27 protein-coding genes and 1 pseudogene are annotated in these 25,069 nt (G+C 61.2%); 16 read left to right on the top strand and 12 right to left on the bottom strand.

Going from position 1 to position 25,069, the window contains the following annotated elements; genetic code table 11:
• Nucleotides 1-4: 4 nt before the first annotated feature.
• Nucleotides 5-1,324 (top strand): DUF4910 domain-containing protein, encoded by a 1,320-nt coding sequence (locus tag B5V02_RS27625; RefSeq protein ID WP_167458686.1) that lies wholly within the window; start codon nt 5-7, stop codon nt 1,322-1,324.
• On the opposite strand, the gene rfbC is transcribed toward B5V02_RS27625, so the two are convergent.
• Entirely contained in the window at nt 1,319-1,870 is a 552-nt protein-coding gene (gene rfbC / locus B5V02_RS27620; protein ID WP_111547178.1) for a dTDP-4-dehydrorhamnose 3,5-epimerase, read from the bottom strand. The two genes, B5V02_RS27625 and rfbC, sit on opposite strands and share 6 nt — an antisense overlap.
• A gap of 339 nt (nt 1,871-2,209) precedes the next feature.
• Here rfbC and B5V02_RS27615 point away from each other — a divergent pair, with 339 nt between their 5' ends.
• The 4 genes from B5V02_RS27615 (at nt 2,210) to B5V02_RS41205 (ending at nt 5,542) form a co-directional block, all read left to right on the top strand.
• Nucleotides 2,210-3,505 carry a class I SAM-dependent methyltransferase gene (locus B5V02_RS27615; RefSeq protein WP_111547177.1) on the top strand — a complete coding sequence of 432 codons (1,296 nt, stop codon included), beginning with the start codon at nt 2,210-2,212 and terminating at the stop codon, nt 3,503-3,505.
• Entirely contained in the window at nt 3,502-4,317 is an 816-nt protein-coding gene (locus B5V02_RS27610) for a sugar phosphate nucleotidyltransferase (protein WP_111547176.1), read from the top strand. The genes B5V02_RS27615 and B5V02_RS27610 overlap by 4 nt, the downstream gene beginning before the upstream one ends.
• Nucleotides 4,314-4,967 (top strand): PIG-L deacetylase family protein, encoded by a 654-nt coding sequence (locus tag B5V02_RS27605; protein ID WP_111547175.1) that lies wholly within the window; start codon nt 4,314-4,316, stop codon nt 4,965-4,967. The genes B5V02_RS27610 and B5V02_RS27605 overlap by 4 nt, the downstream gene beginning before the upstream one ends.
• 206 nt (nt 4,968-5,173) lie before the next feature.
• Nucleotides 5,174-5,542 carry a hypothetical protein gene (locus tag B5V02_RS41205; protein ID WP_208647142.1) on the top strand — a complete coding sequence of 123 codons (369 nt, stop codon included), beginning with the start codon at nt 5,174-5,176 and terminating at the stop codon, nt 5,540-5,542.
• A 131-nt stretch (nt 5,543-5,673) separates the two neighbouring features.
• Here the strand turns inward: B5V02_RS41205 and B5V02_RS27595 are convergent, their stop codons facing one another.
• The 3 genes from B5V02_RS27595 to B5V02_RS27585 form a co-directional block, all read right to left on the bottom strand.
• The gene (locus B5V02_RS27595) at nt 5,674-7,098 is read right to left on the bottom strand and encodes a glutamate-1-semialdehyde 2,1-aminomutase (protein WP_111547174.1); all 1,425 of its coding nucleotides are present in this window, start codon (nt 7,096-7,098) and stop codon (nt 5,674-5,676) included.
• 387 nt (nt 7,099-7,485) lie between these two features.
• Nucleotides 7,486-8,244, bottom strand: a complete 759-nt coding sequence (locus B5V02_RS27590; protein WP_111547173.1) for a response regulator transcription factor — start codon at nt 8,242-8,244, stop codon at nt 7,486-7,488.
• 512 nt (nt 8,245-8,756) lie between these two features.
• Complete coding sequence (locus tag B5V02_RS27585) at nt 8,757-8,981, bottom strand: exosome complex component (protein ID WP_111547172.1); 225 nt, start codon at nt 8,979-8,981, stop codon at nt 8,757-8,759.
• A gap of 487 nt (nt 8,982-9,468) precedes the next feature.
• Between B5V02_RS27585 and B5V02_RS27580 the strand changes: the two genes are divergently transcribed.
• A complete protein-coding gene (locus B5V02_RS27580) occupies nt 9,469-10,881 on the top strand; it encodes a hypothetical protein (RefSeq protein ID WP_245446224.1) in 1,413 nt (470 codons plus the stop codon).
• Between the two features lie 46 nt (nt 10,882-10,927).
• Here the strand turns inward: B5V02_RS27580 and B5V02_RS27575 are convergent, their stop codons facing one another.
• Complete coding sequence (locus B5V02_RS27575) at nt 10,928-11,914, bottom strand: aldo/keto reductase (RefSeq protein WP_111547170.1); 987 nt, start codon at nt 11,912-11,914, stop codon at nt 10,928-10,930.
• 162 nt (nt 11,915-12,076) lie between these two features.
• On the opposite strand from B5V02_RS27575, the gene B5V02_RS27570 reads away from it, so the two are divergent.
• From B5V02_RS27570 to B5V02_RS27550, 5 genes are all read left to right on the top strand, one after another.
• Entirely contained in the window at nt 12,077-13,291 is a 1,215-nt protein-coding gene (locus B5V02_RS27570; protein ID WP_111547169.1) for an ABC transporter substrate-binding protein, read from the top strand.
• Between the two features lie 140 nt (nt 13,292-13,431).
• Nucleotides 13,432-14,313 (top strand): branched-chain amino acid ABC transporter permease, encoded by an 882-nt coding sequence (locus tag B5V02_RS27565; RefSeq protein ID WP_095080594.1) that lies wholly within the window; start codon nt 13,432-13,434, stop codon nt 14,311-14,313.
• The gene (locus B5V02_RS27560; RefSeq protein ID WP_111547168.1) at nt 14,310-15,341 is read left to right on the top strand and encodes a branched-chain amino acid ABC transporter permease; all 1,032 of its coding nucleotides are present in this window, start codon (nt 14,310-14,312) and stop codon (nt 15,339-15,341) included. The genes B5V02_RS27565 and B5V02_RS27560 overlap by 4 nt, the downstream gene beginning before the upstream one ends.
• Nucleotides 15,338-16,066 carry an ABC transporter ATP-binding protein gene (locus B5V02_RS27555; protein WP_111547167.1) on the top strand — a complete coding sequence of 243 codons (729 nt, stop codon included), beginning with the start codon at nt 15,338-15,340 and terminating at the stop codon, nt 16,064-16,066. The genes B5V02_RS27560 and B5V02_RS27555 overlap by 4 nt, the downstream gene beginning before the upstream one ends.
• Nucleotides 16,063-16,794 (top strand): ABC transporter ATP-binding protein, encoded by a 732-nt coding sequence (locus B5V02_RS27550; protein WP_111547166.1) that lies wholly within the window; start codon nt 16,063-16,065, stop codon nt 16,792-16,794. The genes B5V02_RS27555 and B5V02_RS27550 overlap by 4 nt, the downstream gene beginning before the upstream one ends.
• An 8-nt stretch (nt 16,795-16,802) precedes the next feature.
• Here B5V02_RS27550 and B5V02_RS27545 read toward each other — a convergent pair whose 3' ends face one another.
• Nucleotides 16,803-17,543, bottom strand: coding sequence for a FadR/GntR family transcriptional regulator (locus tag B5V02_RS27545; RefSeq protein WP_111547165.1), 741 nt, complete (start codon nt 17,541-17,543; stop codon nt 16,803-16,805).
• Between the two features lie 105 nt (nt 17,544-17,648).
• On the opposite strand from B5V02_RS27545, the gene B5V02_RS27540 reads away from it, so the two are divergent.
• A complete protein-coding gene (locus tag B5V02_RS27540) occupies nt 17,649-18,554 on the top strand; it encodes an NAD(P)-dependent oxidoreductase (protein ID WP_111547164.1) in 906 nt (301 codons plus the stop codon).
• Between the two features lie 41 nt (nt 18,555-18,595).
• Here the strand turns inward: B5V02_RS27540 and B5V02_RS27535 are convergent, their stop codons facing one another.
• Entirely contained in the window at nt 18,596-19,486 is an 891-nt protein-coding gene (locus B5V02_RS27535) for an ankyrin repeat domain-containing protein (protein ID WP_111547163.1), read from the bottom strand.
• A 161-nt stretch (nt 19,487-19,647) separates the two neighbouring features.
• Between B5V02_RS27535 and B5V02_RS27530 the strand changes: the two are divergent.
• A pseudogene (locus B5V02_RS27530) lies at nt 19,648-20,052 on the top strand (NAD-binding protein); the annotation flags it as partial.
• A 245-nt stretch (nt 20,053-20,297) separates the two neighbouring features.
• Here the strand turns inward: B5V02_RS27530 and B5V02_RS27525 are convergent.
• Nucleotides 20,298-20,498: a hypothetical protein gene (locus tag B5V02_RS27525; protein ID WP_111547162.1), complete on the bottom strand. Its 201-nt coding sequence runs from the start codon at nt 20,496-20,498 to the stop codon at nt 20,298-20,300.
• Nucleotides 20,499-20,795: 297 nt separating this feature from the next.
• Nucleotides 20,796-21,677 carry an AraC family transcriptional regulator gene (locus B5V02_RS27520; protein WP_111547161.1) on the bottom strand — a complete coding sequence of 294 codons (882 nt, stop codon included), beginning with the start codon at nt 21,675-21,677 and terminating at the stop codon, nt 20,796-20,798.
• Between the two features lie 152 nt (nt 21,678-21,829).
• Between B5V02_RS27520 and B5V02_RS42785 the strand changes: the two genes are divergently transcribed.
• Both B5V02_RS42785 and B5V02_RS27510 read left to right on the top strand, forming a co-directional pair.
• Nucleotides 21,830-21,973, top strand: coding sequence for a hypothetical protein (locus B5V02_RS42785; RefSeq protein ID WP_245446221.1), 144 nt, complete (start codon nt 21,830-21,832; stop codon nt 21,971-21,973).
• A 101-nt stretch (nt 21,974-22,074) separates the two neighbouring features.
• A complete protein-coding gene (locus B5V02_RS27510; protein WP_245446219.1) occupies nt 22,075-22,680 on the top strand; it encodes a GNAT family N-acetyltransferase in 606 nt (201 codons plus the stop codon).
• 20 nt (nt 22,681-22,700) lie between these two features.
• Here the strand turns inward: B5V02_RS27510 and B5V02_RS27505 are convergent, their stop codons facing one another.
• From B5V02_RS27505 to B5V02_RS27490, 3 genes are all read right to left on the bottom strand, one after another.
• Nucleotides 22,701-22,910, bottom strand: a complete 210-nt coding sequence (locus B5V02_RS27505) for a hypothetical protein (RefSeq protein ID WP_111547160.1) — start codon at nt 22,908-22,910, stop codon at nt 22,701-22,703.
• 10 nt (nt 22,911-22,920) lie between these two features.
• On the bottom strand, nt 22,921-23,100 hold the full coding sequence (locus B5V02_RS40850) for a hypothetical protein (protein ID WP_167458662.1): 180 nt from the start codon (nt 23,098-23,100) through the stop codon (nt 22,921-22,923).
• A gap of 417 nt (nt 23,101-23,517) precedes the next feature.
• A complete protein-coding gene (locus B5V02_RS27490; protein WP_111547237.1) occupies nt 23,518-24,231 on the bottom strand; it encodes an SOS response-associated peptidase in 714 nt (237 codons plus the stop codon).
• Nucleotides 24,232-24,730: 499 nt separating this feature from the next.
• On the opposite strand from B5V02_RS27490, the gene B5V02_RS40200 reads away from it, so the two are divergent.
• Nucleotides 24,731-25,012: a hypothetical protein gene (locus B5V02_RS40200; protein WP_146606155.1), complete on the top strand. Its 282-nt coding sequence runs from the start codon at nt 24,731-24,733 to the stop codon at nt 25,010-25,012.
• Nucleotides 25,013-25,069 lie beyond the last annotated feature (57 nt).

The following is a 25,069-nucleotide window of genomic DNA, read 5'->3' as shown; positions in this document are numbered from 1 at the left end:
CGGTATGGAACACGTGAACCCCGGCGGACTCGGCTCGCCGCCGGCGTCCATCAGCGTCGGCCAAGAAATCTATGCCTTGGCCGAACGTCTCTTTCCGTTCTGCAGGAGCATCACCGGAGACGGCGTGCGACGAACGCTGGATATCCTGTCGGGGCACATTGACTTGGAACGGCATGAGGTGCCCACCGGCACGCAGGTGCTCGACTGGACTGTTCCTAGGGAATGGAACATCCGCTCGGCCAGCATCACAGGCCCGGACGGGCAAACGGTCGTGGATTTTGCCGACTCCAACTTGCACATCGTCAACTACAGCGTACCCTTCATGGGGATCCTGCCGCTCAACGAGTTGAAGGCGCATATCCATACGTTGCCTGAACAGCCGCAAGTGATCCCCTACCGCACCTGCTACTATACCCCGACATGGGGCTTCTGCATGGCCTACGACCGTGTGGCCAAAATGCCTGACGGTCTCTACCGAGTGGAGATCGATGCCGAGCTCAAGGACGGCAGCCTCACTTACGGCGAATACCTGCACTGCGGCCAGACCGATCGGGAATTCCTTCTTTCGGCGCATATCTGCCATCCGTCGCTGGCCAACGACAACTGTTCAGGCCTGGCCCTGCTGGCAACCCTTGCGAAAAGCCTGAGGGCAAGAAAAACACGATACAGCTACCGCTTCCTGTTCGCTCCGGGCACGATCGGTTCGATCGCGTGGCTGTCTCGCAACGAGGACCGGACACATCTCATCGACCACGGTCTGGTGCTGTCATGCGTGGGGGACGCGGGAAGCCCTGCATACAAGCGCAGCCGCCGTGGCGACGCCTTCATCGATCGCGCCATGGCTCACGTGCTGGGGCGTGAAGCCGGGGCAAAGTTGATGGATTTCTCCCCTTACGGCTATGACGAGAGGCAATATTGTTCGCCGGGCTTCAATCTTCCGGTCGGCATGTTCCAGCGGAGCGTCCACGGCACCTTCCCCGAATACCACACGTCGGCTGACAATCTCGACTTCATCAAGCCGGAGTACCTGGAGGATTCCTTCCGCATCCTGACGGACGTGATCGACATCGTCGAAGACGATTGGACGCCTTTGAGCCTCTGTCCCAAGGGCGAACCACAACTCGGCAGGCGCGGCCTCTACGCTGCCCTGGGGGGGCAGGCGTCTTCGGGAGCAACCTCGATGTCCCTGCTTTGGGTGCTCAATCTCGCCGACGGCCAGCATTCGCTGCTCTCCATGGCGGAGCGCTCGGGTCTGCCATTCAGGGAACTGGCTGCCGCCGCGAGATTGCTGTCGGATCACGGTCTGCTGGCCACGGCTTCATAAGGCTCCAGCGGCCGTTCGCTGCATGAGCAACGGCCACGTCCTGTCCCTTTCCGACATCGCCGTCGGCATCAAAGGCCAGGCTATCGAAAAGGCAGGGTCGTTGTAGCGGGCGCCCGTCGACGCATGGGGCGTATAGAACTGCGATATGAGATACGAGACCTCGGCATCGTCCGTAAGGGTCTGGAGCCCGTGGGCGAACCCGGCAGGGATGTAGACCTGCCTCATGTTCTCGGGCGTCAGCTCGAAGCCCAGCCAGCGGTGGCGTGTCGGCGAGTTCGGGCGCAGATCCACCACGACATCGAAAATCGCGCCGCGGACACAGGAGACGAGCTTCACCTCGGCGTACGGGTCGTCCTGGAAATGCAACCCCCGCAGTGTTCCCTTTTTGACCGAATGTGCGCGGCTGTGCTGGACAAAGCGGGTCGCCAGCCCGCAATCGGCCATCTCCTTTTCACAGAATAGGCGGGTGAAGGAACCGCGATCGTCAACCACCGGTGTCGGCTCGATCAGCCAGACACCCTTCAGCTCCGTTTCGGTAAACTGCATGTCTCCCTAAATCCCCAGCAGCCGGGCAAGGGCCGGCGGTCCGATTGTCGGCACCGCGCGCCCGGGCTGGAAGAGCTACCTAAGCCTTAGGTGGCCTCTCCGATCGCGGTAAGCCAGGCCGACCGCAGTACCCCGTTCGGAGGTCTTTGCTGAGTCATTGCCCCTGCCGTTTCCCTATAAGGATTAAGGCACCCGACGGATTGGCAAATCGAACTCGGGGGGCGTCCCGTCCTAACCTGCGTTGAAAAGGAAGCACTCCCTACGGAGCGCGGCGGGCACAGGTTCATCGTCAGGCCACCGCGTCTCCGTTTTTTCAAACCAGCGCGACAGGAGTACGGAATGAATATTCAGGCTGTCGAAATCGTTCGCGACCAGAACACGGCACGCCGGAATGTCAGCTGCAGGCTGTGCGGGTCGCGCCTGCGCCACACTCTGGTCGACCTTGGCATGTCGCCGCCTTGCGAGAGCTTCCTGCAGGCCGAGCAGCTTGACCAGATGGAACTCTATTATCCGCTCAATGTCCTGGTCTGTGACCGCTGCTATCTGGTGCAGCTCAAGGAGTATGTGAGCCCCGAGACCATCTTCAGCGAATACGCCTACTTCTCTTCCTTCTCGACAAGTTGGGTGGCCCACGCGAAAGCCTATTGCGGGGCGATCACGGAGCGACTTGGGCTTGGCGCCGACAGCTTCGCGGTAGAACTCGCAAGCAATGACGGTTACCTGCTGCAGCACTTCCTGCCGCTCGGCGTTCCCGTGCTTGGCGTCGAGCCGGCGGCCAACGTTGCGCGCGCTGCGGTCGAGAAGGGCGTGCCAACCCGGGTCGACTTCTTCGGGGTGCGGCTGGCACTTCAAATGGTGGCCGAAGGACTCCGCGCCGATCTCATCATTGGCAACAACGTCCTGGCGCAGGTGCCCGACCTCAACGACTTCGTCGCGGGAATAAAAATCCTGCTCAAGCCGGAGGGCGTGGTCACTCTTGAGTTCCCGCATGTCGAGCGGCTGATGACGGAGAACCAGTTCGACACCATCTACCACGAGCATTTTTCATATTTCTCGCTGCTGACGATCGACCTGATGGCGGCCCGCCACGGGCTGCGGTTGATCGACGTCGAGGAACTGCCCACCCATGGCGGCTCGCTGCGTGTCTATCTCGCCAACGAGGGCAGCAGCTGGGCTACGGATGACAGTATCGCCGAACTCCTCGACCGCGAAAAGCGGCATGGGCTTACGGAAATGACGACCTACACCTCTTTCGGCTACAAGGCGCAGCGCGCGAAGCGCGATCTCCTCGCGTTCCTGATTTCGGCCAAAGACGAGGGCAAGACGATTTGCGGTTACGGCGCGCCTGGCAAGGGCAACACGCTGCTCAATTACTGCGCCATCGGCACCGACTTCCTTGACTTCACGGTCGACCGCAATCCCTACAAGCACGGCCGCTTCACGCCGGGCATGCACATCCCGATCAAGTCCATCGAGGCGATCGAGCAGGCCAAGCCAGACTACATCCTGGTCCTTCCGTGGAACCTGAAGGACGAGATCATCCAGCAGATGCACCATGTCGCCGCCTGGGGTGCGAAATTCGTGGTGCCAATTCCTTTCGTGACAGTGATCGATCCATCGGAGTTACGGAGATGAAAGTCGTCCTTTTCTGCGGCGGTCGCGGGACCCGCATCCGCGACTATTCCGACAGCATACCGAAGCCGATGATTCCGCTCGGCCACCAGCCGATCCTGCGCCACGTCATGCAGTGGTACAGCGACTACGGGCACGACGAATTCGTCTTGTGTCTGGGCTACAAGGCCAACGTCATCAAGGATTTCTTCCTGAACACCCGGCCGCAGACCTTTTCCGATTGCGTCGTCACGCAAGGAGGCCAGGACGTGAAGCTGCTCGGCGACACGGTCAAGGACTGGAGCATCACCCTGCTCGATACGGGCATCTGGCGCAACATCGGAGAACGCCTCTGGGCTGCGAAGGACCACGTCAGGAACGAGAAGATGTTTCTGGCCAACTACTCCGATGGCCTGACCAACGTCGACCTCGACGATGTGATCGCGAAGTTCGAGGCCAGCGACAAGATCGGCTGCTTCCTCGCCGTGCGCGCGCCGCTGACATACCATTTGGCCGACATCGCCGAAGATGGTCGCGTGCGCGAGTTCCGCACGACGGAGACGTCCGAGATCTGGATCAACGGCGGGTACTTCGTGTTCCGTCCCGAAATCTTCGACTACATGCGTGACGGCGAGGAACTCGTTGTCGAACCTTTCAAGCGATTGATCGATGACAACATGCTGATGGCGTACAAGCACGAGGGGTTCTGGCGTTCGATGGACACGCTGCGTGATTGGCAATCGCTCGAAGACATGGTCGAAAAGGGTGACATGCCCTGGAATAGAAGGGTCACCGCAGAGAGAATCAGGCGCAGCATGGTAATGGCTGCATCATGAGGGGACTTGGCCTCGCACGTCGCGGCGAGGAACTCTCGATCCTCTGCCTTGGTGCCCATTCCGACGACATAGAGATCGGTGCGGGAGGTACGATACTCGGGCTGATTGCGTCGGGGGTCAAACTGCATGTCGACTGGTGCGTACTGAGCGCCGGCGGCCAGCGGTCGGCCGAGGCCAGGGCTTCGGCCGAGGCCTTCCTCGAAGGATCGCGCTCGTCCACGGTCGACGTTGCGGATTTCGAAGACAGCTACTTTCCGGCTCATAGCCGATCTATAAAGAAGTGGCTGATGGATTTAAGATCGCGGGTTCATCCCGATGTGGTGCTAACCCACGCCAGGTTCGATGCCCATCAAGACCACCGGGAGGTCAACCAACTGACCTGGAACGTCTTCCGCGATCATCTTGTGCTCGAATACGAGATTCCGAAATGGGACGGCGATCTCTGCCAACCCAATGCCTACGTGCCGCTTACGGCCGAGGTGCTGGAACGCAAGATCGAACTCCTTCACGAGCACTTCGGGACGCAGCGCTCAAAGGACTGGTTCGACCGCGAGACATTCGCCGGGCTTGCGCGGTTGCGCGGGATGGAATGCCGGGCGCCCGAGCATTTTGCCGAGGCGTTCACGCTTCGAAAGGCCAAAATTCTGTAGCGGTTTGCACACATTTTCTGGCGAAGAAACGAGCGGTGGATGACCGAATGAATCGGGTGAAAGGGGGGTTGAACTGACCCGGCGATCTGTTACTAAATTCGCTGTCGCGGGGTAAAAAACACCGACAGAGCGGGCCATCAATCCTAAGGTTTTCCTTTCTGCCTTTTCTGCCATCCATTTTGAAGTTGAAGGGATTTTTTGTCAAAATGGGCAATGCAAACATTGCGCCTGGATATTCTTTCAGCGAAGCTCGGATCGGAACGGTCGAGGGCGGAGAATCCGGGGTTCTTGTGTGGAAATCCGACCAACTGGTCGCCGTCCTTACCCAGATCGACGAGGAAGCCTACTGCATGAAAGGCAAATGGTTCCTCGAGACAGGCTTCGGGCTGCTGAGCGGGCTGCACAAGAACTTCGATACGATCGAAGAAGCCGTAAGATGGGTGGGCAACCACACTTTCCCCGAGCCTGTTGCCACTGCAGATCGATCAGCGGATTCCGCGGCAGCAAGGCGCCTGTGCAAGCCAGCGATGCCTTTCGGCCCGCGTCCTGTATCTCCCTCGCCTGAGGGGCCTTGACAGCCTGCACCTTGCTGTTTCTGCAGCCGAAGTGAGATCCTGTCCCATGGCCTCATGTGGAAACAATGTGGGATTGCCGTATACGGTCCTGCTTTGGTCCAAAAGAATGAGAAAGCAACGCTTTCGTGGCGTCAAGATGTCGCCGCGAGCTGGGTTTCAGATTGCCCCATGGTCGCATTATTCGCGGCTTGAGGGTTCTCTGGAGTCGTCATTATTTCAGCTCGGCCATCACCATTGTTAAAACGGCGGAAAACAACCTGCGTGGGGCGGCCTACCAAGAAACGGCTCGTTCCCGATTCCAGGGCCTGCGCATACACCGCCAGTGCACCGTCGACGGCCTCTATCGTCTTCATGACGGCCGCGTCGTCGTGGGTGTAGCTGACGACGAGAGACGGCATAAGCACTCCACGCCTGATCGTCTCCTGCAGGAACAGCGAGCGGTATGCCTGCGACGGCTTGCCGTTGGGGTCGAGCGTGGCATATGCCAGACAGCAGGAACGGCCGACAACCTTGAAGTGCCCATCCACCCCATGCCGTCTGGCAGCCTCTGCGATCCCCATCCTCAGTTTCGTCCCCTGACGGTGCAGGTGTTCGATCACGGACTCGTTCTGGTAAGTCCGCATGGTCGCGATCGCCGCCGCAAGCGCATGGGTCTCCGCGCCGTGCGTGGTCGACAGCAGAAACACCCTTGGGCGGTCCGTATGCTCGAGGCCGCCGAGCCGCATGTATTCGCGTTTGCCCGCGAGGGCCGAGACCGAAAACCCGTTACCGAGCGCCTTGCCGAATGTCGACAAGTCCGGTTCTATGCCATAGAGCTTCTGCGCCCCGGCCGCATGCCATCTAAACCCGGTGATCATCTCGTCGAGAATGAGCAGTGCGCCCTTTTCCCTGCAGAGACGCTGGACTTCATGCAGGAACCCGTCCACCGGATCGTCGCCGCGGGAAGGCTCGAGGATCAGGGCTGCCAGCTTGCCGGGGTGCCTGTCGAACAAATCCTTTACGCTGGCGATGTCGTTGTACCGGAAAGTGACGGTGAGCTTTCGGACCGCCTCCGGAATTCCGGCATTCATCGGTGTGGTCCCGATGAACCAATCGTCTGTCGAAAAGAAAGGATGGTCGGCGCAGCAGGCAACGAGATCGCGACCCGTGTAGGCGCGGGCAAGGCGAACGGCCCCCGAAGTCGCATCCGATCCGTCCTTGCAGAACTTCACCATCTGCGCGCCGATGAGCTCCAGGAACGTCTCGGCGCAGTCGACCTCGATCCTGGCTGGCCGCGTGAAATTGGACCCACCTTGGAGGGCCGTCTCCACCGCTCTGACCACGGTCGGGTAGGCGTGTCCCAGCCCGACGGAGCGGTTGCCCATGCCGTATTCGATGTACTCGTTCCCGTCGACGTCCCAGACATGGCATCCCAAACCACGCTCGATGAAGCCGGGCGCCAGGACGGGATACTGGTCCTCGCCTTTCGCGTAGGTGTGGCTACCGCCCGGGATCAGTTCACGACCGCGTTCCTGCAGGCGGACGGATTTGCGAAAACGAAGGTTTTGCTCAGACATGCCAACCACTCCATTCCGGCAGCAAGTCTACATGCTCGGCTCAGGATTTCGCGTTCTCCATAAGGTCAGCGGTTAGCACTTATGGTGGATACCCAGGCGGGCACCGACTTTGATACCGCGCAATGGAACAGCATTTCAGGGAACTACAGAACCAGATCATCGCGACGAATCCGGGCGTTTCGGAGCACTCCGCAAATATCCACCTGCAGCACACGGTCAGGAGTTCGGGGCAACGAACCGCATCGGAGCGGGGTCATCTATCTCGGGCGGCTCCCGATGCCATTCGCGGCGACGGAGATCCATCGACCTTCACTGAATGAGTCTGTAGTACGATACAAATACGACCCGCCAGGATTCACCCAGGGCGGGCCGTCTTATTGTTTGCGATTACTCTTCGGCCAGAGCTCCTTCTGCGAAGAGATCGTTGACCTTGTAGGCGACTTCCGTCCGGTTGGTCGCCTTCAGCTTCTTCATGATGTTTCGGATGTGGACCTTCACGGTGCTTTCGCGCAGGTTCAGTTCGTAGGCGATGATCTTGTTCGCCTTGCCACGCCGCAGCGCCTGGGCGACCTCAGCCTGCCTGAGCGTGAACATGCCCGTCAAAGGCCGTGTGTCGCAACTGCCTGAATTGATCAGGTGCCGCATGGAAAGGACACTGCTCGCCGGAACGAAGATGCCTCCCGCTGCCGCCAGGTTGATCGCCTCGACACACACATCGATCCCGACCGAAGTCGGAATGTAGCCGCGTGCGCCGCATTCGAGAGCCGTCAGTATCTGTGCAAGGTCTTCCGTGTCGGCCAGGATGACCACAGGGACTGCCTTGAACTCGGACGAAATATGCCTGATCTCGTCTGCGATGCCATGATCGGTGACCTTCCGGCCACCAAGGTTGAAGAGTATGGCTGCAAGGGGAGGGGCCGAACCCTTCCTCAGGCGCCATTCTTCGATCGAACCCATGGCGACGACCGCCATGCCCAGTTCATGATCCTCAAGGGCCGATGCGAGACACTCGCGGTCTAAGGCCCTTCCATCCAGCATGAGGAGGTATTGCTTGCCTGCTTGTTCGTGGACATTTTCAGTTCCGCTGGACGGAACTCCTGATTGACTTGTCGAAACGTGATTATGCAGTCCTACTGTGGAACCCATACTTATACCCACCCTTCCCCAACAAAGGCCGCCTTGCGGCGCCCAACAGAGCCCCTCATTCTCTAGAATTGAAAGTTTGATACCCAACCCATTTCAAAGCTCAAAGCCGGATTGCCCCAACCTGGAGCCTTGAGCAGTTCTTGGCTGCTGACATGTAGAGCAGCACTGGCAGTGTATGGCCTATTTATAAGCGGTCTCTAACTTAAGTTAATTTTCGGTAAATTTTTAAGTCGCTATAAGGACCGCACACAAATGGCCCCAAGCGCTGTGAGACGCAGGAACGGCAAGGCTCGGCCATCCGGCGTCTGCTCAAGGCTTACGCGGCCGGTCCGCGGAGAAAACGTGGAGACAGGATAGGGGAGTCACTGCCCGCCCACCCGCCGTCAGGCCAGTTCCCAAAGAAGTTGATTTTGGAGCGGCAAGCAGGATCCGCCTGCAGGGCAAGGCTAACGTCGGCAGAAATGAAGCCGTTCACCGTAAGGCTTTCGCGGACGCCAGATGAAGGCCTGGTCTCAGGCGTTTCCCTGGGGATTTGCCTCGCTTAGCCACTGCACATCCAGAACCGTCCCGTCAGCCTGGATCACGGCTTCGAAGGCCTCTATCAGCCTTTTGGCGGCTTTGCTGGCAATGTGGGACTCGGGGTAATTTGCCTCCACTACCCGGGCACGCTCGTAAACTTCCTTGAGTTGCCTGACCTGCTTGGGACCGAATACGCCATGTACAACCTGAGTGGTCATACCGCTTCTCCTCCTGGTGCTGGAACTCAAACAACCCGCCCGTCGCCCAGCGCTCCCACGATTTCAACATTAACACAGGGTTCTGCAACTGAAAGCCAAAACAAGCCTGCACCCGTACTATAAGATTACTATTTTCCTTGGTCGAGGCGTTCTTTAGTAGGCGTTCGCGGATTGAGGGTTAGCCGTTTGCAGGAGGGCCGGATTGCGAAAAGACCGCCATCGCGAAACAGCTCAAGAAGCCCACCGACCCGCTTGGTCACCCCTCGCTCGAAGACGAAAAGGCTTCATATCCTCTGATGCCGCCGTGCATTTTACAACGCAACGGCCGTGACCGGGTCCTGCGGATGTGGGTGTCAGGCTACGTCCTTTGGCTCTCTTGCCCGGGATATCCATCTGCCGAAAGATGAGCCGTCGGACAGCTTCCTGAGTCCGCACAGTCCAGGGCCAAACCAAGCGGGAGGCTCGATCAACAATGCAGGTCTCTTTGATGGGGCTGCTGGTGTGCGCGGCTATTTTGGTCGTTGCCCGCTATTCCAGGGGAATGCTGATCATCGGCCTGATCGCTTCGCAGGCGTTCGGTGCGACGGCCATCGTGACGCTGACCTTTTTAGGTGGGTCGTCTCCGCTGATCTACACCATGTTTGCGGCCTTGCTCGTCATGGCCACCACAGTCAGGCGTCGCATCTGGCTCGACCTTGGAAGTGTGTTCGGGAGCATCCGCCCGGTCTGGGTTCTCACAAGCCTCATGGCTTACGCAATCATCGGGGCATGGCTATTTCCAAGACTGTTCGCAGGACAGACCGCCGTCTTCGTGCAGTCGAAAACCCGAGGCGCCGTCGTAGAAGCGTCCTTGGCCCCGGTTTCGGCCAACACTTCACAGACGGGCTACTTCATTCTTGGCGGGCTCACCGCCATCGCGCTTTGTGTGCTGCTGCTGCACTCCAACAGGATCGACCAGGTCCGCCGCGGCTTCTTCTTGTGGTGCGGTCTGCATGCGGGCATGGGGCTGGTCGATTTTATCGGCAAGAATGCAGGAGCGGGAGACTTGCTGGGCCCGATCAAAACCGCCAATTACGCACTCATAACGGAAGCGGTCGAGGCAGGATTCGTACGGATCACGGGACCTTTTTCGGAAGCCTCTTCGTTCGCCAGCGCTTCCCTCGCCTGCCTGGCATTCTGCTACACGTACTGGAGAAAGACCAAGTCACGCCTTGCCCAATGGCTGGCGGGCATCCTGCTCTTCCTGACCATTCTGTCGACTTCATCGACCGCTTACGTCGGTCTGGCTCTCCTGTGCCTTCCGGTCGCCTTCTCGATGTTGGTTTCAGTCCTCAGGGGGCGGGTTGAGCGCGAGGAGATACTGGTAACCGCTCTGATGGCGATAGGCGTGGTCGCCATTATGGGCGTCAGCCTCTACGACGCCGGAGCCTTGGAGCCTTTCGTCAGGCTGATCAACAGCACCATCATCAACAAAGCGGATTCTGGCTCAGGCCATGAGCGCACCTATTGGAACATCAAGAGCCTGCAGTCCTTCCTGGACACCAGCGGCCTTGGCGTCGGTTTCGGCAGTTCGAGGGCATCGAGCTGGCCGATCGCGGTCCTTTCCCAACTTGGCTTGTTCGGATCGCTGATGATGGCGATCCTGCTCGGTGTCCTGGTCGCCGGAATGGGACGGATGCGGGAATGGGTGGACCCGGAAACGGATGCGGTCGCGACGAGCGTCAGGAATGCTTCGCTCGCCGGCATAATTGCCATCTCAGTGTCGGGTGGCAGCGCCGATCCAGGCATCCTCTTCTTCATCGCACTTGCCGTCGTTTCCGCCACGCGGGTCCGTGCTCGACGTTCCATGGCGGCGTTTGGGCGAACCGCCTGGCATCAGACAGCGGCAGAGGCAATATGAAGGATCTCGCCGTGGCGGAGAAGGTCGAAATGCTATTCGCTTTCGATCACCAGCGCTGGTGCACATAGGGCTTGATGTCCTGGTCGTAGATATCCCGGATCTTGCCCATGAGTTGATCCGACAGTGGCGCAAGGTGCGCCGCTTCGGCATTGGATATCGCCTGCGCCGGATTGCGGGCGCCCGGAATGACGACCGTGACCGCGTCGAACATCAGGATCCAGCGCAGGGCGAATTTCGCCATCGTCGTGTCGCCGGAAACCAGCGGCCGGATGCGCTCGACCGCCGCCAGTCCGACCTCATAGGGCACGCCTGAGAAGGTCTCGCCAACATCGAAGGCTTCGCCGTTGCGGTTGAATTTGCGGTGGTCGCTGTCCTCGAATTTGGTGTCGGCCTTGAACTTGCCCGACAGCAAACCGCTGGCCAGCGGGACGCGGGCGATGATGGCCACATCGTTCTTTTTCGCCAGGTCGAAGAACAACTCCGCCGGCCGTTGGCGGAAGGCGTTGAAGATGATCTGGACGCTGACGACGCCGGGATACTGCATCGCCTTCAACGCCTCTTCGACGCGCTCGACGCTGACGCCGTAATTGCGGATCTTGCCTTGCTCGACGAGCCGGTCGAGCCGCTCGAAAACCTCCGGGTGGTAGTAGAGGTCGGTCAGCGGGCAATGCAGTTGCACGAGATCGAGCGTGTCCGCCTCGAGATATCTCAGGCTGCGGTCGACCCAGTCGGTCAGGTTCTTCTGGCTGAAACCCTCGACGCTCTGCGCCGGCAGGCGTTTTCCGGCCTTGGTGGCGATGAATGGCCGCTCGCCGCCGCGCTCCTTCATCACCCTTGCAATCAGTTTTTCGGAACGGCCGTCGCCATAGACGTCGGCGGTGTCGATGAAGGTGACGCCGGCGTCGAGGGCCGCGTGCAGGGCGGCCACCGCATCGTCGTCATTGACCTCGCCCCAGGCGGCGCCGATGGCCCATGAGCCAAAGCCGATCTCGCTGACATCGCGGCCGGTACGGCCGAATTTCCGTGACTGCATGTCCTGTTCCTAACCGCGGCTTGGTGCTGTTTCCTGATCTGCGGGTCGCCTTTTATCGCATGGCAACGCGATTGACATCCCCGTTCGTTAGATTTACCAGATAACAGGGTTGTATGACAACCCGGTAAGACTGCAATGATTTGGAGTCGGGAGGATCTCAAGTTGAAAACCGTTCTGAAAATGGGCGCGTCGGCGGCCTTGTGCCTTGGCGCGCTTGCTCATCCTGCATTCGCCGAGGACAACATCGTCAAGATCGGCGTCGTCGCGGCGGAGTCGGGCTCGTTCGTTTCCGCCGGCCACACCTTGCCGGCAGGCGTCGGCCTTGCCGTGAAGCAGATCAATGACGCCGGCGGCATCAAGGTCGGCGGCAAGACCTACAGACTGGAAATGGTCAAGCGCGACGACCGCACGGATATCGCGACCGCAATAGCCGCCACACAGGAACTGGTGCGCGACGTGAAGGTGCAGGCGATCTTCGGATCGGAGACGCACGACTTCACGCTGGCCATGGCCAAGATCACGCAGCCGGCCAAGATCATCCATTTCGCCGGCAATTCGACGCTGGCGAAAATCCTGACACCAGACTCGGTCAAGCCGGGCGGCGAGGATCACTATCTCTTCCAGTCCGAGCCGCAGGAGTTCCAGCGGTCCGGATCGACCGCGCGCGGCGTGCTGACCTTGCTTGAGCCGCTGCTAGGGTACAAGCCGAAGAAGTCGGTCATGATCGTCGGCAACGACGCCACCGGCCAGTTCCTGTCGTCCTACTACTACAAGGCGCTGAAGGCCGAGGGGCAGGACGTTCCCGACATCATCTTCTATCCGCCTGACACAACCGACTTCTCGCCGTTCCTGACCCGCGCCAAGAGCCTCAATCCGGATATCATCCACTTCTGGTACAATGGCGATTCAACGCTGACGGCACTGCCACAGGCGCTCGAACTGGGTGCCGCCAAGAGCTACTTCCTGTTCGGCGTCGACCCCGGCATCTGGAAGGAGAAGCAGCTTTCGGCCGATGTGCCGGTGGCGATGAGCTGCGTTCCGGTCTGCTGGGGCGAGTCGTCCAACCCGAAAGCCAAGGCCTATTTCGACGCTTACTTCGCCGCCGGCGCGCCGCACGGCGTGACCTCGTCGGTGTCGCTGCTCTACCACGACTATGTCCACTTCCTCGCCGAAGCCTGGGAGAAGGCCGGCAGCTTCGATCCGGACAAGACGGTCGAGGCGCTGCTGACCCTCCACCATCAGGGCGTGGTCTCGGATGACCTGACCTTCAATCCAACGCACCAGGTCACCCATGCCACCGAGGTCTGCGCCGCGGCACCCGGCGGCGCCATCTCCTGCTCGATGCAGCAGCCACCGGCTGAAGCGCCGAAGAGCTGATCAGGCGAACCGACCCTCGAGTTGGCGGCGTCACCCGCCGCCAACTCATCCTTCCCAGAATATTTCCAGAATATTCTCGGAATACAGGCGGGTCTCGATCGCCGGCCTCCACGTCAACAGCGCCACCACTTAAACAGCGAATGCGAGCCGTGGACATTTTCATACAGCAGATCCTCAACGGGCTTTCGATCGCCAGCGTCATCACGCTGATCGCCATTGGCGTGACCTTGATCTTCGGCCTGACCGGCATCATCAACTTCGCCCATGGCGAATTCCTGATGATCGGCGGCATCGTCACCTGGCTTGCCGTCAGCGCCGGCCTCGGCTTCCCGCTGGCGGTGGTGCTGGCGATCCTGGCGGTCGGGCTGATGGGCTACATTCTCGAGCGCGGTCTTTTCCGCTTCACCCTGGAGCGGCCGACCAACGGCTTCATCGTCTCGCTCGGCCTCATCGTCGTGCTGCAGCATGTCGTCGTGCTGTTCTGGAATCCCAACCAGAAGAGCATTCCGCGCCCGCTGACCACTGTCTGGGAGGTCGGCGGTGTGCGCATCGCCTCGGTGCGCGTCATGGTCATCGCGATCACCATTGCCGTGGTGGCGCTGAGTTTCCGGATGATCACGGCCAGCCGCTACGGCCGGGCGCTGCGGGCGAGCGTCGAGGACCGCGATACGGCGGCCCTGATGGGCATTCCGGTGCGCCGCTACATCACCGGCGTGTTCGTGCTCGGCAGTGCGCTGGCCGGGCTCGGCGGCGCATTGCTGATCGCGCTGTTTCCGATCACGCCGTTCACCGGCGGCACCATGGTGATGAAGGGGTTCGCCGTCGCCCTGATCGGCGGGCTCGGCAACATCTACGGCGCCGTCGCCGCCGGGCTCATCCTCGGCATCGTCGAAGGGTTCAGCGCCGGCTACGGCTTCTCGCAATGGACCGATGCCTATTCCTTTGCCCTGATGATCCTGGTGCTGATCGTTCGCCCGCACGGCCTGTTCGGCGGCACCAGCGGACCCAGGATGGCGTCATGAAGGAAGGCCTCCGCCAGGATCGCGCCGGTTCCGTCTTCAAGGCGTTGCGATCCCTGCTGCCGGTGCTGGTCATCCTGGCGCTAATCGCAGCTGTGCCTTTGTTCTCGCCAAGCAACCGCTTCCTGTCGCTGGCGATCTCGGCCGGCATCAACGTGATTGCGCTTTACGGCCTTTCGGTGCTGTTCGGCCAGACCGGCATCCTGTCGATGGGGCACGCCGCACTGGTCGGCGTCGGCGCCTATGCGGCGGCGATCCTGGCGCGTGATTTCGGCGTCGGCTTCTGGGCAGCGCTGCCGGCGGCTGCGCTCGCGAGCGCCGTGTTCGCGATGATCGTCGGCATTCCGTCGCTGCGTGTCGGCGGCCACCACTTCGTCATCATGACCTTTGCCTTCGGCCAATTGCTGGCCATCGTGCTCACCAATGGCGGCGACTATACCGGTGCGGCGACCGGCCTCGACCTGGCCGGCCCGGTGACCCTGTTCGGCGCCGATATGAGCGACCTGACGCGCTACTATCTGATGGTGGTGGCGTTCGTAACATCAGCGGCGGTGGCGAGCTGGGCGATCATCAACTCGTCCTATGGCCGCACGCTGCGCGCCATCCGGGAGAACGAGAAGCTTGCCGCCTCGCTCGGCATCAATGTCGGCCGGCACAAGATCGGCGCCTTCGTCGTCAGCGGCATCTTTGCCGGCATCTCCGGCGTGCTGCTGGCCTATTTCCTCGGCCACATCTCGCCGTCGCAGTTCTCCTCCTTCCCCAGCATCTACCTGGCGCTGATGGTCATGATCGGTGGCGCCCGCCTGATCGAGGGACCGCTCGCCGGCGGCATCCTGGTCGCCTTCCTGCCGGAAGTGCTCAACCTCGACCCGGTCCAGTCGCGCATCGTCTACGGCGTTTGCCTGATCGCGGTGATCATGCTGCTGCCCGATGGCCTGATCGGCGGCATCGTGCGAGCGCTTCGCGCGGCATTTTCGGGCAAGCCGAAACAGGAGACGCAACAGCGCGGCGCGGCGGAGGCGCAGCGATGAGCCCGATCCTGGCGATCAGCGGCCTGAGCAAGCAGTTCGGCGGCGTCACCGCACTGGCCGGCGTCGACCTCGCCATCGAAGAGGGCGAAATCCTCGGCGTCGTCGGTCCGAACGGCTCGGGCAAGACGACGCTGTTCAATGTCGTCACCGGCGTCCACAGGCCGAGCGGCGGCAGCGTGCTGTTTCGCGGGCAAGACATCACCGGTCTCAAGCCGCATGCCATATCGCGGGCCGGAATCGGTTACACCTTCCAGCAGGCGATGGCCTTTGCCGGCCTTGGCGTCTTGGAGAATGTGCAGATCGCCGGCGAACACGTAAGGGCGAGGGCAGACAGCACCGCCAACCCGTGGCCGACACCGCAGGCACTGCTCGATTTCGTCGGGCTGAGCGCGGTTGCGAACGAGAAGGCCGGCGTGTTGCCGTTCGGCAGCCTGCGCCTGCTCGGCCTTGCGCTGGCGCTGGCCACGCGGCCTTCGCTGCTTCTGCTCGACGAACCTGCCGCCGGCCTCAATGATCGCGAGACCACGGCCCTGGTCGGGCTTGTCCGCCAATTGCCTGGCCATGGCATCACCGTCTGCGTCATCGACCACGACATGAAGCTGATGCAGATGCTGTGCCGGCGCCTTGCCGTGCTCGATTTCGGGTCCAAGATCGCCGACGGCCCGACCGAGGCGGTGCTTGCCGATCCCAAGGTGCTGGAAGTCTATCTGGGAGGCGATTTGTGAACCTGCTCGCCGTTTCCGATGTCGTCACCGGCTACGGGCCGACGATCGTCAACCGCGGCGTCTCGCTGACGCTGGGCGAGGGCGAGATCGTCACCATCCTCGGCCCCAACGGCGCCGGAAAGTCGACGCTGCTCAAGGCCATCGCCGGGCTGATCCGGCCGCGTTCCGGCAGCATCTCTTTCGATGGCACTGAGGTGACCGGGCTTGCCGCCGATGTCATGGCCAGGCGCGGCGTCGTGCTGGTGCCGGAAGGGCGCAAGATATTCGTCGACATGACCGTCGAGGAGAATTTGCGTCTCGGCGCCTATGCGCGTCGTGACGATGCCGCCGTCGAAACCGATTTCGCAACGATGCTGGCCTTCTTCCCGATCCTTGCCACCAAGCGGCGCGACAAGGGCGGCTCGCTGAGCGGCGGCCAGCAGCAGATGCTGGCCATCGCGCGCGGGCTGATGACGCGGCCGCGCGTGCTGTTGCTCGACGAGCCGTCGCTCGGCCTGTCGCCGCTGCTGGTCAAGGAGATCAAGGCGATCATTCTCGGCATCGGCGAACGCTTCGGCGCTTCGGTGCTGCTGGTCGAGCAGAATGCCGGCCTGGCGCTCTCGGTCGCGTCGCGCGGCTATCTCATGCAGAACGGCCGCATCGTCGTCTCAGGCGCAATCGCCGAATTGCGCGACATGTCGCTGATGCGGGAACTCTATCTCGGCGGCGTCACGGGAGCCACGGTATGAGCAAGCACTCAGTCGTGACTTGCCCTGTCGCGCAACTCCTCGAAGCGGGCATAGCTCTTGGTCAGATGGCTGCGCATGGCGCGCCGCGCCGCGTTGACATCCCTGGCCTCTATCGCCGCGAGAATGGCGCGATGTTCGCGCTGCATCCGGGCCAGGTACTTTTCCCGCTCCGGAATGGTCATCCGGTCGAGCCGTGTCCACTGGCGCGGGATCATGGCGCTGCCGAACGTGTCGAACAGCCGGGTGAAATTGGCGTTCTGCGTTGCCGCGAGAATGGCGCGATGGAAGCCGAAATCCTCTTCCGAGCCCGACCCGCCGGCGCGCACCGCCGCTTCCAGCGCGTCCAGCCGCGAGTTCATCTGCTCGAGCGCCGCGTCGCTTCGCCGTTCGGCGGCGAGCCCGGTCGCTTCGACCTCGATACCCATGCGCAGTTCCAATACGCGCAGCACCTCGTCGATCGATTCAAGATCGTCCGGCAGGATGGAAAAGGTCCTCGGCAGCGGATCCTTGGCGACGAAGGCGCCGAGGCCCTGACGCGTGGTGATCAGGCCGCGGGCGCGCAGTGCGGCAAGCGCCTCGCGCACGACGGTGCGGCTGACGCCGGTGGCGGCGACGATCTCCTGCTCGGTCGGCAGCCTCTGGCCCGGCGCCAGGTCGCCGGATTCGATCTGCGCGATCAGCGTGTTGACCAGCCCGGTCCGCAGATTGGGCGCTTGCGGTATGGCGTCGAAAAACATGGGCTCCGCCATCGGGGGACTCCGGTCCGATTCTCCGGCAAAGGATTGCATCGACAGGTGCCCGCCGCAAGGTGACGAAATGCGGCCCGCCGGCGCGGACCATGGTTGGAGGATTGCATGAAAGAACGCATAGGCTTCATCGGGTTGGGCAGCATGGGCGCCGGCATGGCCGACAATCTGATGCGCAAGGGCTGGCCGCTGACCGTCTGCGTGCACCGCAGCCGCACCGCTGCCGACCGGTTGATAGAAGCCGGCGCCACCGAGGCGGCAACCCCGCGCAAGCTCGCCGCCGCCTGTGATGTCGTCATCCTGTGCGTCACCGGCTCGCGTGAGGTCGAAATGCTGGTCAAGGGGCCGGATGGACTAGCCGCGGCAGGCAAGCCGCTGCTGGTCATCGACTGCTCGACCTCCAACCCGTCCTCGACGACCGCGCTTGCCGCCGAACTCGCCCCGCAAGGCGTGATGCTGATCGACGCGCCGCTGGCGCGCACTCCCAAGGAAGCAGCCGAAGGCAAGCTCGACGTCATGGTCGGCGGCCCGGCGGAGGCCGTCGCCCGCGCGCGACCGGTGCTCGAGGCGTTTGCCGCGCGCGTCGTCCACACCGGCCCGACCGGCAGCGGCCACACCATGAAGCTGCTCAACAACTTCGTCTCGATGGGCTATTCGGCGATCTACTCGGAGGCGTTGACGCTCGGCGTCAAGGCCGGGCTGACACCGCAGGTCTTCAACAGCGTCATCTCCGGCAGCCGCATGGATTGCGGCTTCTACCAGGCCTTCTTCGATTTCGTGCTGAACCGCAACGAGAACGCCCAGCGTTTTGCCATCGTCAATGCGCTCAAGGACATGACCTATCTCGCCTCTTTCGCCCAGGCCGCCGATGTCGCCAACCCGATCGGTGCGGCGGTGCGCAACGGCTTTGCCACCGCTGTCGCGACCGGCCATGGCGACAAGTTCGTGCCGGCACTGTCGGATATCATCGCCGGCCTGAACGGCGTCTCGCTGGTTGAGCCGCCGGCGAGGTGAGGGGGGCGGACCGATAAAGCGCGGCCCGAGAGATCATCGATTCAGGGCAGCGGGATCGGCTTGTCACTGAGTGTGCGCAAGTAGGCGATGACGTTGACCCGTTCGGTCTCGTCCGGGACACCAGGCGTCTCCATCTTAACGCCCGGCGTGGTGAGCATGGGCCCGAAGAGATATCTGTTCAGGTCCTCGTACGTCCATACACCTTCCCAGCCCAGCAAGGCGTCGGAGTAACGCATATTTGCCATGGATGCCTTGTCGCGGCCGACGACGCTCCACAAGTTCGGTCCTGTTTTGGTCACTCCCTTTGGCTCGGCGTTGTGGCAACGGTCACAAGCGTGGGTGAAGTAGGTTCGGCCTTTCTCGACATCGGCAGAAGCCAACTTCATTGAGATCGGGGCTGGTGTTGGCAAGACGACGCCGTGCGACAAGAGATAGTCGGCAACTTCGCGTTGCCCCCTGCTTTTTGCCAGATGGAGCGGCGTCTTGCCGTCCATTGTCTTCGCATTCACGTCTGCGCCGGCCTCAACCAGTGCCTTCACGCAGTCGAGACAATCGAGAGTGACGGCGACATGAAGGGCGAATTCGCCGCCACGGACGGAATTTGGATCTGCACCGCGCTCCAGCAACAGATTTAACAGATCGATCTTGCCTACCCCCACAGCCGCCATCAGCGGGGGACCCAAAGCCGTCTGGGCGTTGACGTCCGCACCACGTTCTATGAGCAGTTTTGCCGCTTCGATGTGGCCCATCCAGACCGCAAAATAGAGCGGCGTTGCGGTTCCATCACTCTCATTAATGCCGGCGCCTGCATCGAGCGCCGCCGCGATCGCCGCGACATCGCCGTTCATGGCGGCGTCATGAATGTCGGCGGCATGCGATACAATCGGGATGTGTGCGAGCAGTAGTGGAATGAAGAGCAAGGACATGCGCATTTGGCATCTCCCAAGGCAAACCGCCGTACGGCGTCACGCTTTCAAGGCGGCAAAAGTATACCACGAATGCCTGATCGTAGCCACGCACCATCGGTGCGACGCGACCGAGATACGAACGTTCGTGAGTTCACGTGGAGGTTGGGCGAACATCCCGCCCCGTCGGCCACACCATGAAGCTGCTCAACAATTTCGTCTCGATGGGCTACTCCGCCATCTATTCGGAGGCGCTGACGCTTGACGCCAAGGCCGGGCTGACGCCGCAGGTCTTCAACAGCGTCATCTCGGGCAGCCGCATGGATTGCGGCTTCTACCAGGCCTTCTTCGATTTCGTGCTGAACCGCAACGAGAACGCCCAGCGTTTTGCCATCGTCAATGCGCTCAAGGACATGACCTATCTCGCCTCTTTCGCCCAGGCCGCCGATGTCGCCAACCCGATTGGTGCTGCGGTGCGCAACGGCTTTGCCACCGCGGTCGCGACCGGTCATGGCGAGAAGTTCGTGCCGGCCTTGTCGGATGTCATCGCCGGCCTGAACGGCGTCTCGCTGGTCGAGCCGCCAGAGATGTGACGGGGCCGGACCGATAAGGCGCGGCGCAGGGCGTGCTATTAGGCGATTGTATGTTTGACAGACCCGGCCGTTGACGAGCCGAATGGCCACTCTATCGGACGTTCCGTATTTTAGCCAATCGACATATGGCTTCATGCAGTCGTCATGAAGGCGATGCAAAGTTAGCAATACCGAAAGGGCACGATCCTCTCACTTTCGGTGTTCCCAACTGACCTCCCAAGCCCGGTTTCAAGCCGGGCTTTCTTTTAACGCTCGGGGGCCAGCTTCGACCGGATTTCCTTGACGGCGTTTGCGACGGCGTCTGCGGTCGTGAGGTCGAGGGCCAGGTCCAGGATGCCCTCCGTTGTCTGAATCGAAAGGATGCCTAGAAGGCCCTTCTCATCCTCGAACGTACTGACGTGAATCTCGGTCGGCACGAAAGGCAGAGCCTTTGTAGTGCGGCGCATCGATCACCTATCTCCCCCAAGCGGCGACAATCGCGCACCCAGGTTACGATTTCAAGCGGGCCGTAGGCTACCCAGCGGTAGGGGAGCCTAACCGGTCATAGCGAAAGAATGGCCGGTGCAGGGATGCTTGGGTGAAGCGTGCCGCACCGGCCACTGCGGGATAGGCTTCGATTTGGGATCGTCCCCCCCGCACTGCCAACGCTATAGGCATATTAGCTATGGCTCAACTAGGACTGAAGTCCCTTGGTCACCGGGGCGGACCTGTCCCGAACCATTGCAAGCCGCCGTCCAGCAGAACTATTTCAGCGGCAGGAACAGCTCCGCGACCGTCTCATGCTCCGGCACCTCCGGGAAGAAGGCGAGGCGCTGGCAGTAGAGAGGGAAATCCCTTGCTTCTTCGCCGCTGACCGGCAGCCACTCGCGATAAAGGTAGAGCGCAGCAGGCTCCAGATTGTGGGTGTTGCCGACGACGCGCAGCACCGCGCAGCGTCCGCCGGGGATCTCGCCGGCCTTGATCTGCTCGCCGTTCGCCTCGATCGGTTGGTCCGTCCCGACACAAAGGTCCACGCTGTAATCGGCAGGCGACGCAGGACGCCGCTCGGAACGCCAGACATTGAAGGTCGGACTTGTCTTCGGCGACAGGCCAGCGGCCTTGCGCCACGCGATGAACTTCTGGATGGTGGCGCCGAGCGTCGCCGGGTCGCCCCGATGCTCCACGATCGCCACCGGCGTGGGGGGCACATCGCGGATCGTCACGTCGTCAGTGGTAAAAGTCTTCTGCATGAGCTTGCTCCTGGCGTTGTCGAGAGGCCCGAAGGCCGCAAGCCACGGCTCCCAGTCGGGAGACTTCCGGAACGACGAAGGCGATTGCCCGAACCGTTGCCGAAAGGCGCGGGCGAAGGCATCCGGTGCGTCGTAACCGGCATCCATCGCTATGTCCGTGACGCTTTCGGCGTCTCTGTAGGCCAGCCGGTACGAAGCGCGCTTCATGCGGGCAAGCTGAACATAGCGATGCACGGACAACCCGAAGGTGGACGTGAACTGCCGGTGGAAATGGTATTTCGAGAACGCCGCGACGCCGCTCGATGCTTCCAGGCCCAGATCGTCGTCCAGATGCTGGTCTATGTGGTCCAGCACCCGCTGCATTCGGGCATGGTAGTTTTCAAGTGCCGCCTTCACCGTCTCTTCCTCCGTGGCGACACCAGCTAGGCCCTTCCAGATATGTCGCGCTCGACCGATCTTGCGATTTGGCACGGATCGACAGGTGCCTGCCAGCAACGGCTTGCAGGCAAGCCCGATCAGCGTTTCACCATCGTCAATGCGCTGAGGATATGACCTATCTCGCCTCTTTCGCTCAAGCCTCCGATGTCGCCAATCCGATCGGTGCGGTGGTGCGCAACGGCTTTGCCACCGCGGTTGCAACCGGCCATGGCGAGAAGTTCGTGCCGGCTTTGTCCGATATCATCGCCGGCTGAACGGTGTTTCTCTGGTTGAGCCGCCAGAGGGCGGGGCGACACATAAATGCGGAATGACCGAGATTGGTGGTTAGCGAACGCGGCCTGGCAGCGCCGTTGCATTGGCGCCGTCTCAGGTCGAAAATGCCCCCATGGAAGCAGTCCGATTTCCCAAGCTCACGACACCAAGGCTCGTGCTTCGGGCGCCGAGCGAACGGGATATCCCAGCATGGTTTGCGCGCGCGACGGATGTCGAATCCGCCTCCCTTGCCGGCGATCCCGTTCCCGACGACATAAGCGCAGGCGAGCGATGGTTCGCCCGTTCGCGTCAGCGGTTCGCTGACGGTAAGGCGATCCAGTGGTCCATAGACCAAGCAGGAGTATCGGACGCGATCGGGACGATAACCCTGTCCTTCGGCGCAACCGACGCCAAGGCAGCCGCATTGGGATTTGTGCTGGCGCGTGCGCATTGGGGGCACGGACTGGGCAGCGAGGCGGCGCGCGAAGTCCTCCGCTACGCCTTTGAAACTCTGGCGCTTGAACAGGTGACGGCCGAGGCGGCGGCGCGCAATTTCGCGTCGCTGCGGATATTGGCGAAGCTCGGCTTCAAACATAGCGAGAGCTTCATCGATGAGTCCGACGGCGAGCGCTGCGAGCGTTTTGCGCTCGACGGAGACATCGGATCGTCACTGTTGGCGAGCAACGCGATGCCAGCCGATATGACCTGACCGACTTCGGTCATTCGCAATCACCCCAGTACAGGCGGCGTAGGATCGTAGCTGATGGCGACGATACCCGGAAATCTGTGGGCGAGGGCGAGAATTTGGGTCTCAAGCTCGCAGTTGTAGGCCATGAGCGCTTTGACGGTCTCAAGGGGGCTCTCATAGCGGGCGATGAGCTTCTCCGCTTCGGCGTGCAGTTCGGCTTTGGATTCGGCGTCCAAATGCATCGTGGCCATAGCGTTTCTCCTAACGGGTTGCCCGACGCGGCGCAGAGAGCGTGTCAAGGCGGTCCTGAAGGTGCCCGTTGAGAACGATCATCTCCTTTAGCGCCTTCACTGGGTCGCCCTTGTGCTGGGCAATGAACTTCTCAGCGATTGCCTGGAGGGCGGCTTCGTTGCGGCTGTCCAATGTCACAATGTGGTCCATGGCGATTGCTCCAAAAGCTGCATGGTCGCATAGAACAAAAAGGGAACATAATTGTCAAGAGCGAATTGACTCGGAGAGGAATGGGTTCCTATTTTTGAGCCATGCCGGAACAGAGCAGACGACCGCGCCGCCTTGTGCAGACCCTGTGCCGAGCGCATGAGGTTGGTCAGCTAGTCCGTGTCCGGTGCATCAACTGCAACATCACTCGCCACTATCTGCCAGGGGACCTCGCCAGGCTCGTCGGGGACATTCCGTTTTGGGACGTGGCCCGGCACATGCGTTGCGAGCGGTGCAGACGCCGCGAGCTTGACGTGGATATCCTGCTGCCAAGTGCATTGGAGGGCATGAAGATACGGGTGAGGCGGCTTGTCGAAATCCGCATGGTGCGGCGGGTGATTTGGCGGGATGACAGCTAGCCTAGAACAGTGAGCCCTGAGCCGGCGCCTGCGGTGCCTGCTGCGGAAACTTGATCTGCGTGGCCGGCTTCTCGACAATCACAAGGGCATCGTCCGGCGCCGTGCGCTGCAGCCGCTTCGCTTCCGACCACGGTGCTGTCAGCCAGGTCTCCGTTTCCTCTTGCGTCCTCAGGATAACCGGCATGGCCTTCTCGTGGATCGGCTTGATGAGGGCGTTGGGCGCGGTCGTCATGAAGCCGTAAAGCTCGAAGTCGCCGGGGCCGTCCTTGACCTTGCGCACCCCATGCCACGGCGTCCAGAGGCCAGCGAAGAAGAACAGCGGGCGGTCCTCATTGAGCGCGAACCAATAGTTTCGCTGGATGCCTGTTTCAGGGTCCTTGTCGCCGGGTGTCGGGCTCGGCTCCGCAAAGCTCGTCACGGGCACCACGCAGCGGTTCCCGACACCGACATACTCTTGCCAATGGCCGTACTGGGGATTGCGTATGTTGGTGGTGCCGTAGTCGGCCTTGCCCTTCATCCGCTCAATGGGCGTCGGCATGCCCCACAGCAGATTGGCAAGCTCCCGCACCCCGTCCAGCGCATTGCGCACCACCGGGCCGGGTTGGTTGGGATAGATGTCAATGGACGGCTCGAGGTTGCCCAAGATGTCCCGCAAGGTCCTAGTCCACTGGCGGACAGCTTCTTGCGACGTGGTGATGTTGTAAAGATTGCACATGGTCACACTCTGCCGTGAGAGTGGTCCTCCGACCAGTCGAAAAATTTGGAGGGTACTGCAGCTTCCTCGCATTCAGCAATGCGCATGACGCAGACAGCATTGCCGATTACGTCGGCCGGGCGCTTCTGGCCTTTAGGTCCTATAGGCGTTGACATCATCGACTTGTTCGGCGCCGGCCTTGATCATCAAATCAAGAACCGCTTGGCGAACTTTCGGCAGCGATAGCTTGTACAGATAGGGCCATGTGGAAAGTTTGAGGTTGAGAAAGTCGGGGACGCTCCACATCATTGTCGACCGGCGAGTACCTTTGTATCGGGTATGGTAATCTTTCACCTTGAGTTCGCAATTAACGGGATCCAGAAGTAGCGTCAAAACGTACGAGTTTCCCGGAGCGCCACGATATATGTACACGACCTTTTCATAAGGCTGCATTTCGATCCCTCCGATGGTTTCCGCTAAGCATATAGGAGTTCGGGTCAGTTTGAAATTCAGCCTTTGAATGGCCGACGTCGAATGCCATATTCGGTCAATGGAAAAAGACTTTTGCGAAATGGAATCGGGGATCGGTGTTTGGGCGCCCATTGAGGTTTATCAGGCGCTTGAACTAAACCCTGATCGCCGGAAGCGTTGCCCCGAGTGCCACGGCGCTGTCCGCGCTCACCGTGAGGGCAACAACGGGATGCGCGCTCATTTCGAGCACATCGAAGGTCATGATGGATGCTCGCTAAAACCGCGAACATTTTCCGGTACTAAATCAATGCATCCGGACGCATTATCATGACTGATAGGCACCCCAAGCGCCCGCGCGACCCGGCGCGCCGAGAAGAAGGCAGCGGCG

The sequence above is a fragment of the Mesorhizobium kowhaii genome (assembly GCF_003253745.1).
GTDB lineage: Bacteria > Pseudomonadota > Alphaproteobacteria > Rhizobiales > Rhizobiaceae > Mesorhizobium > Mesorhizobium kowhaii.
The sequence above is the reverse complement of the archived record's forward strand: the minus strand, read 5'-3'. Positions and strand labels throughout refer to the sequence as shown.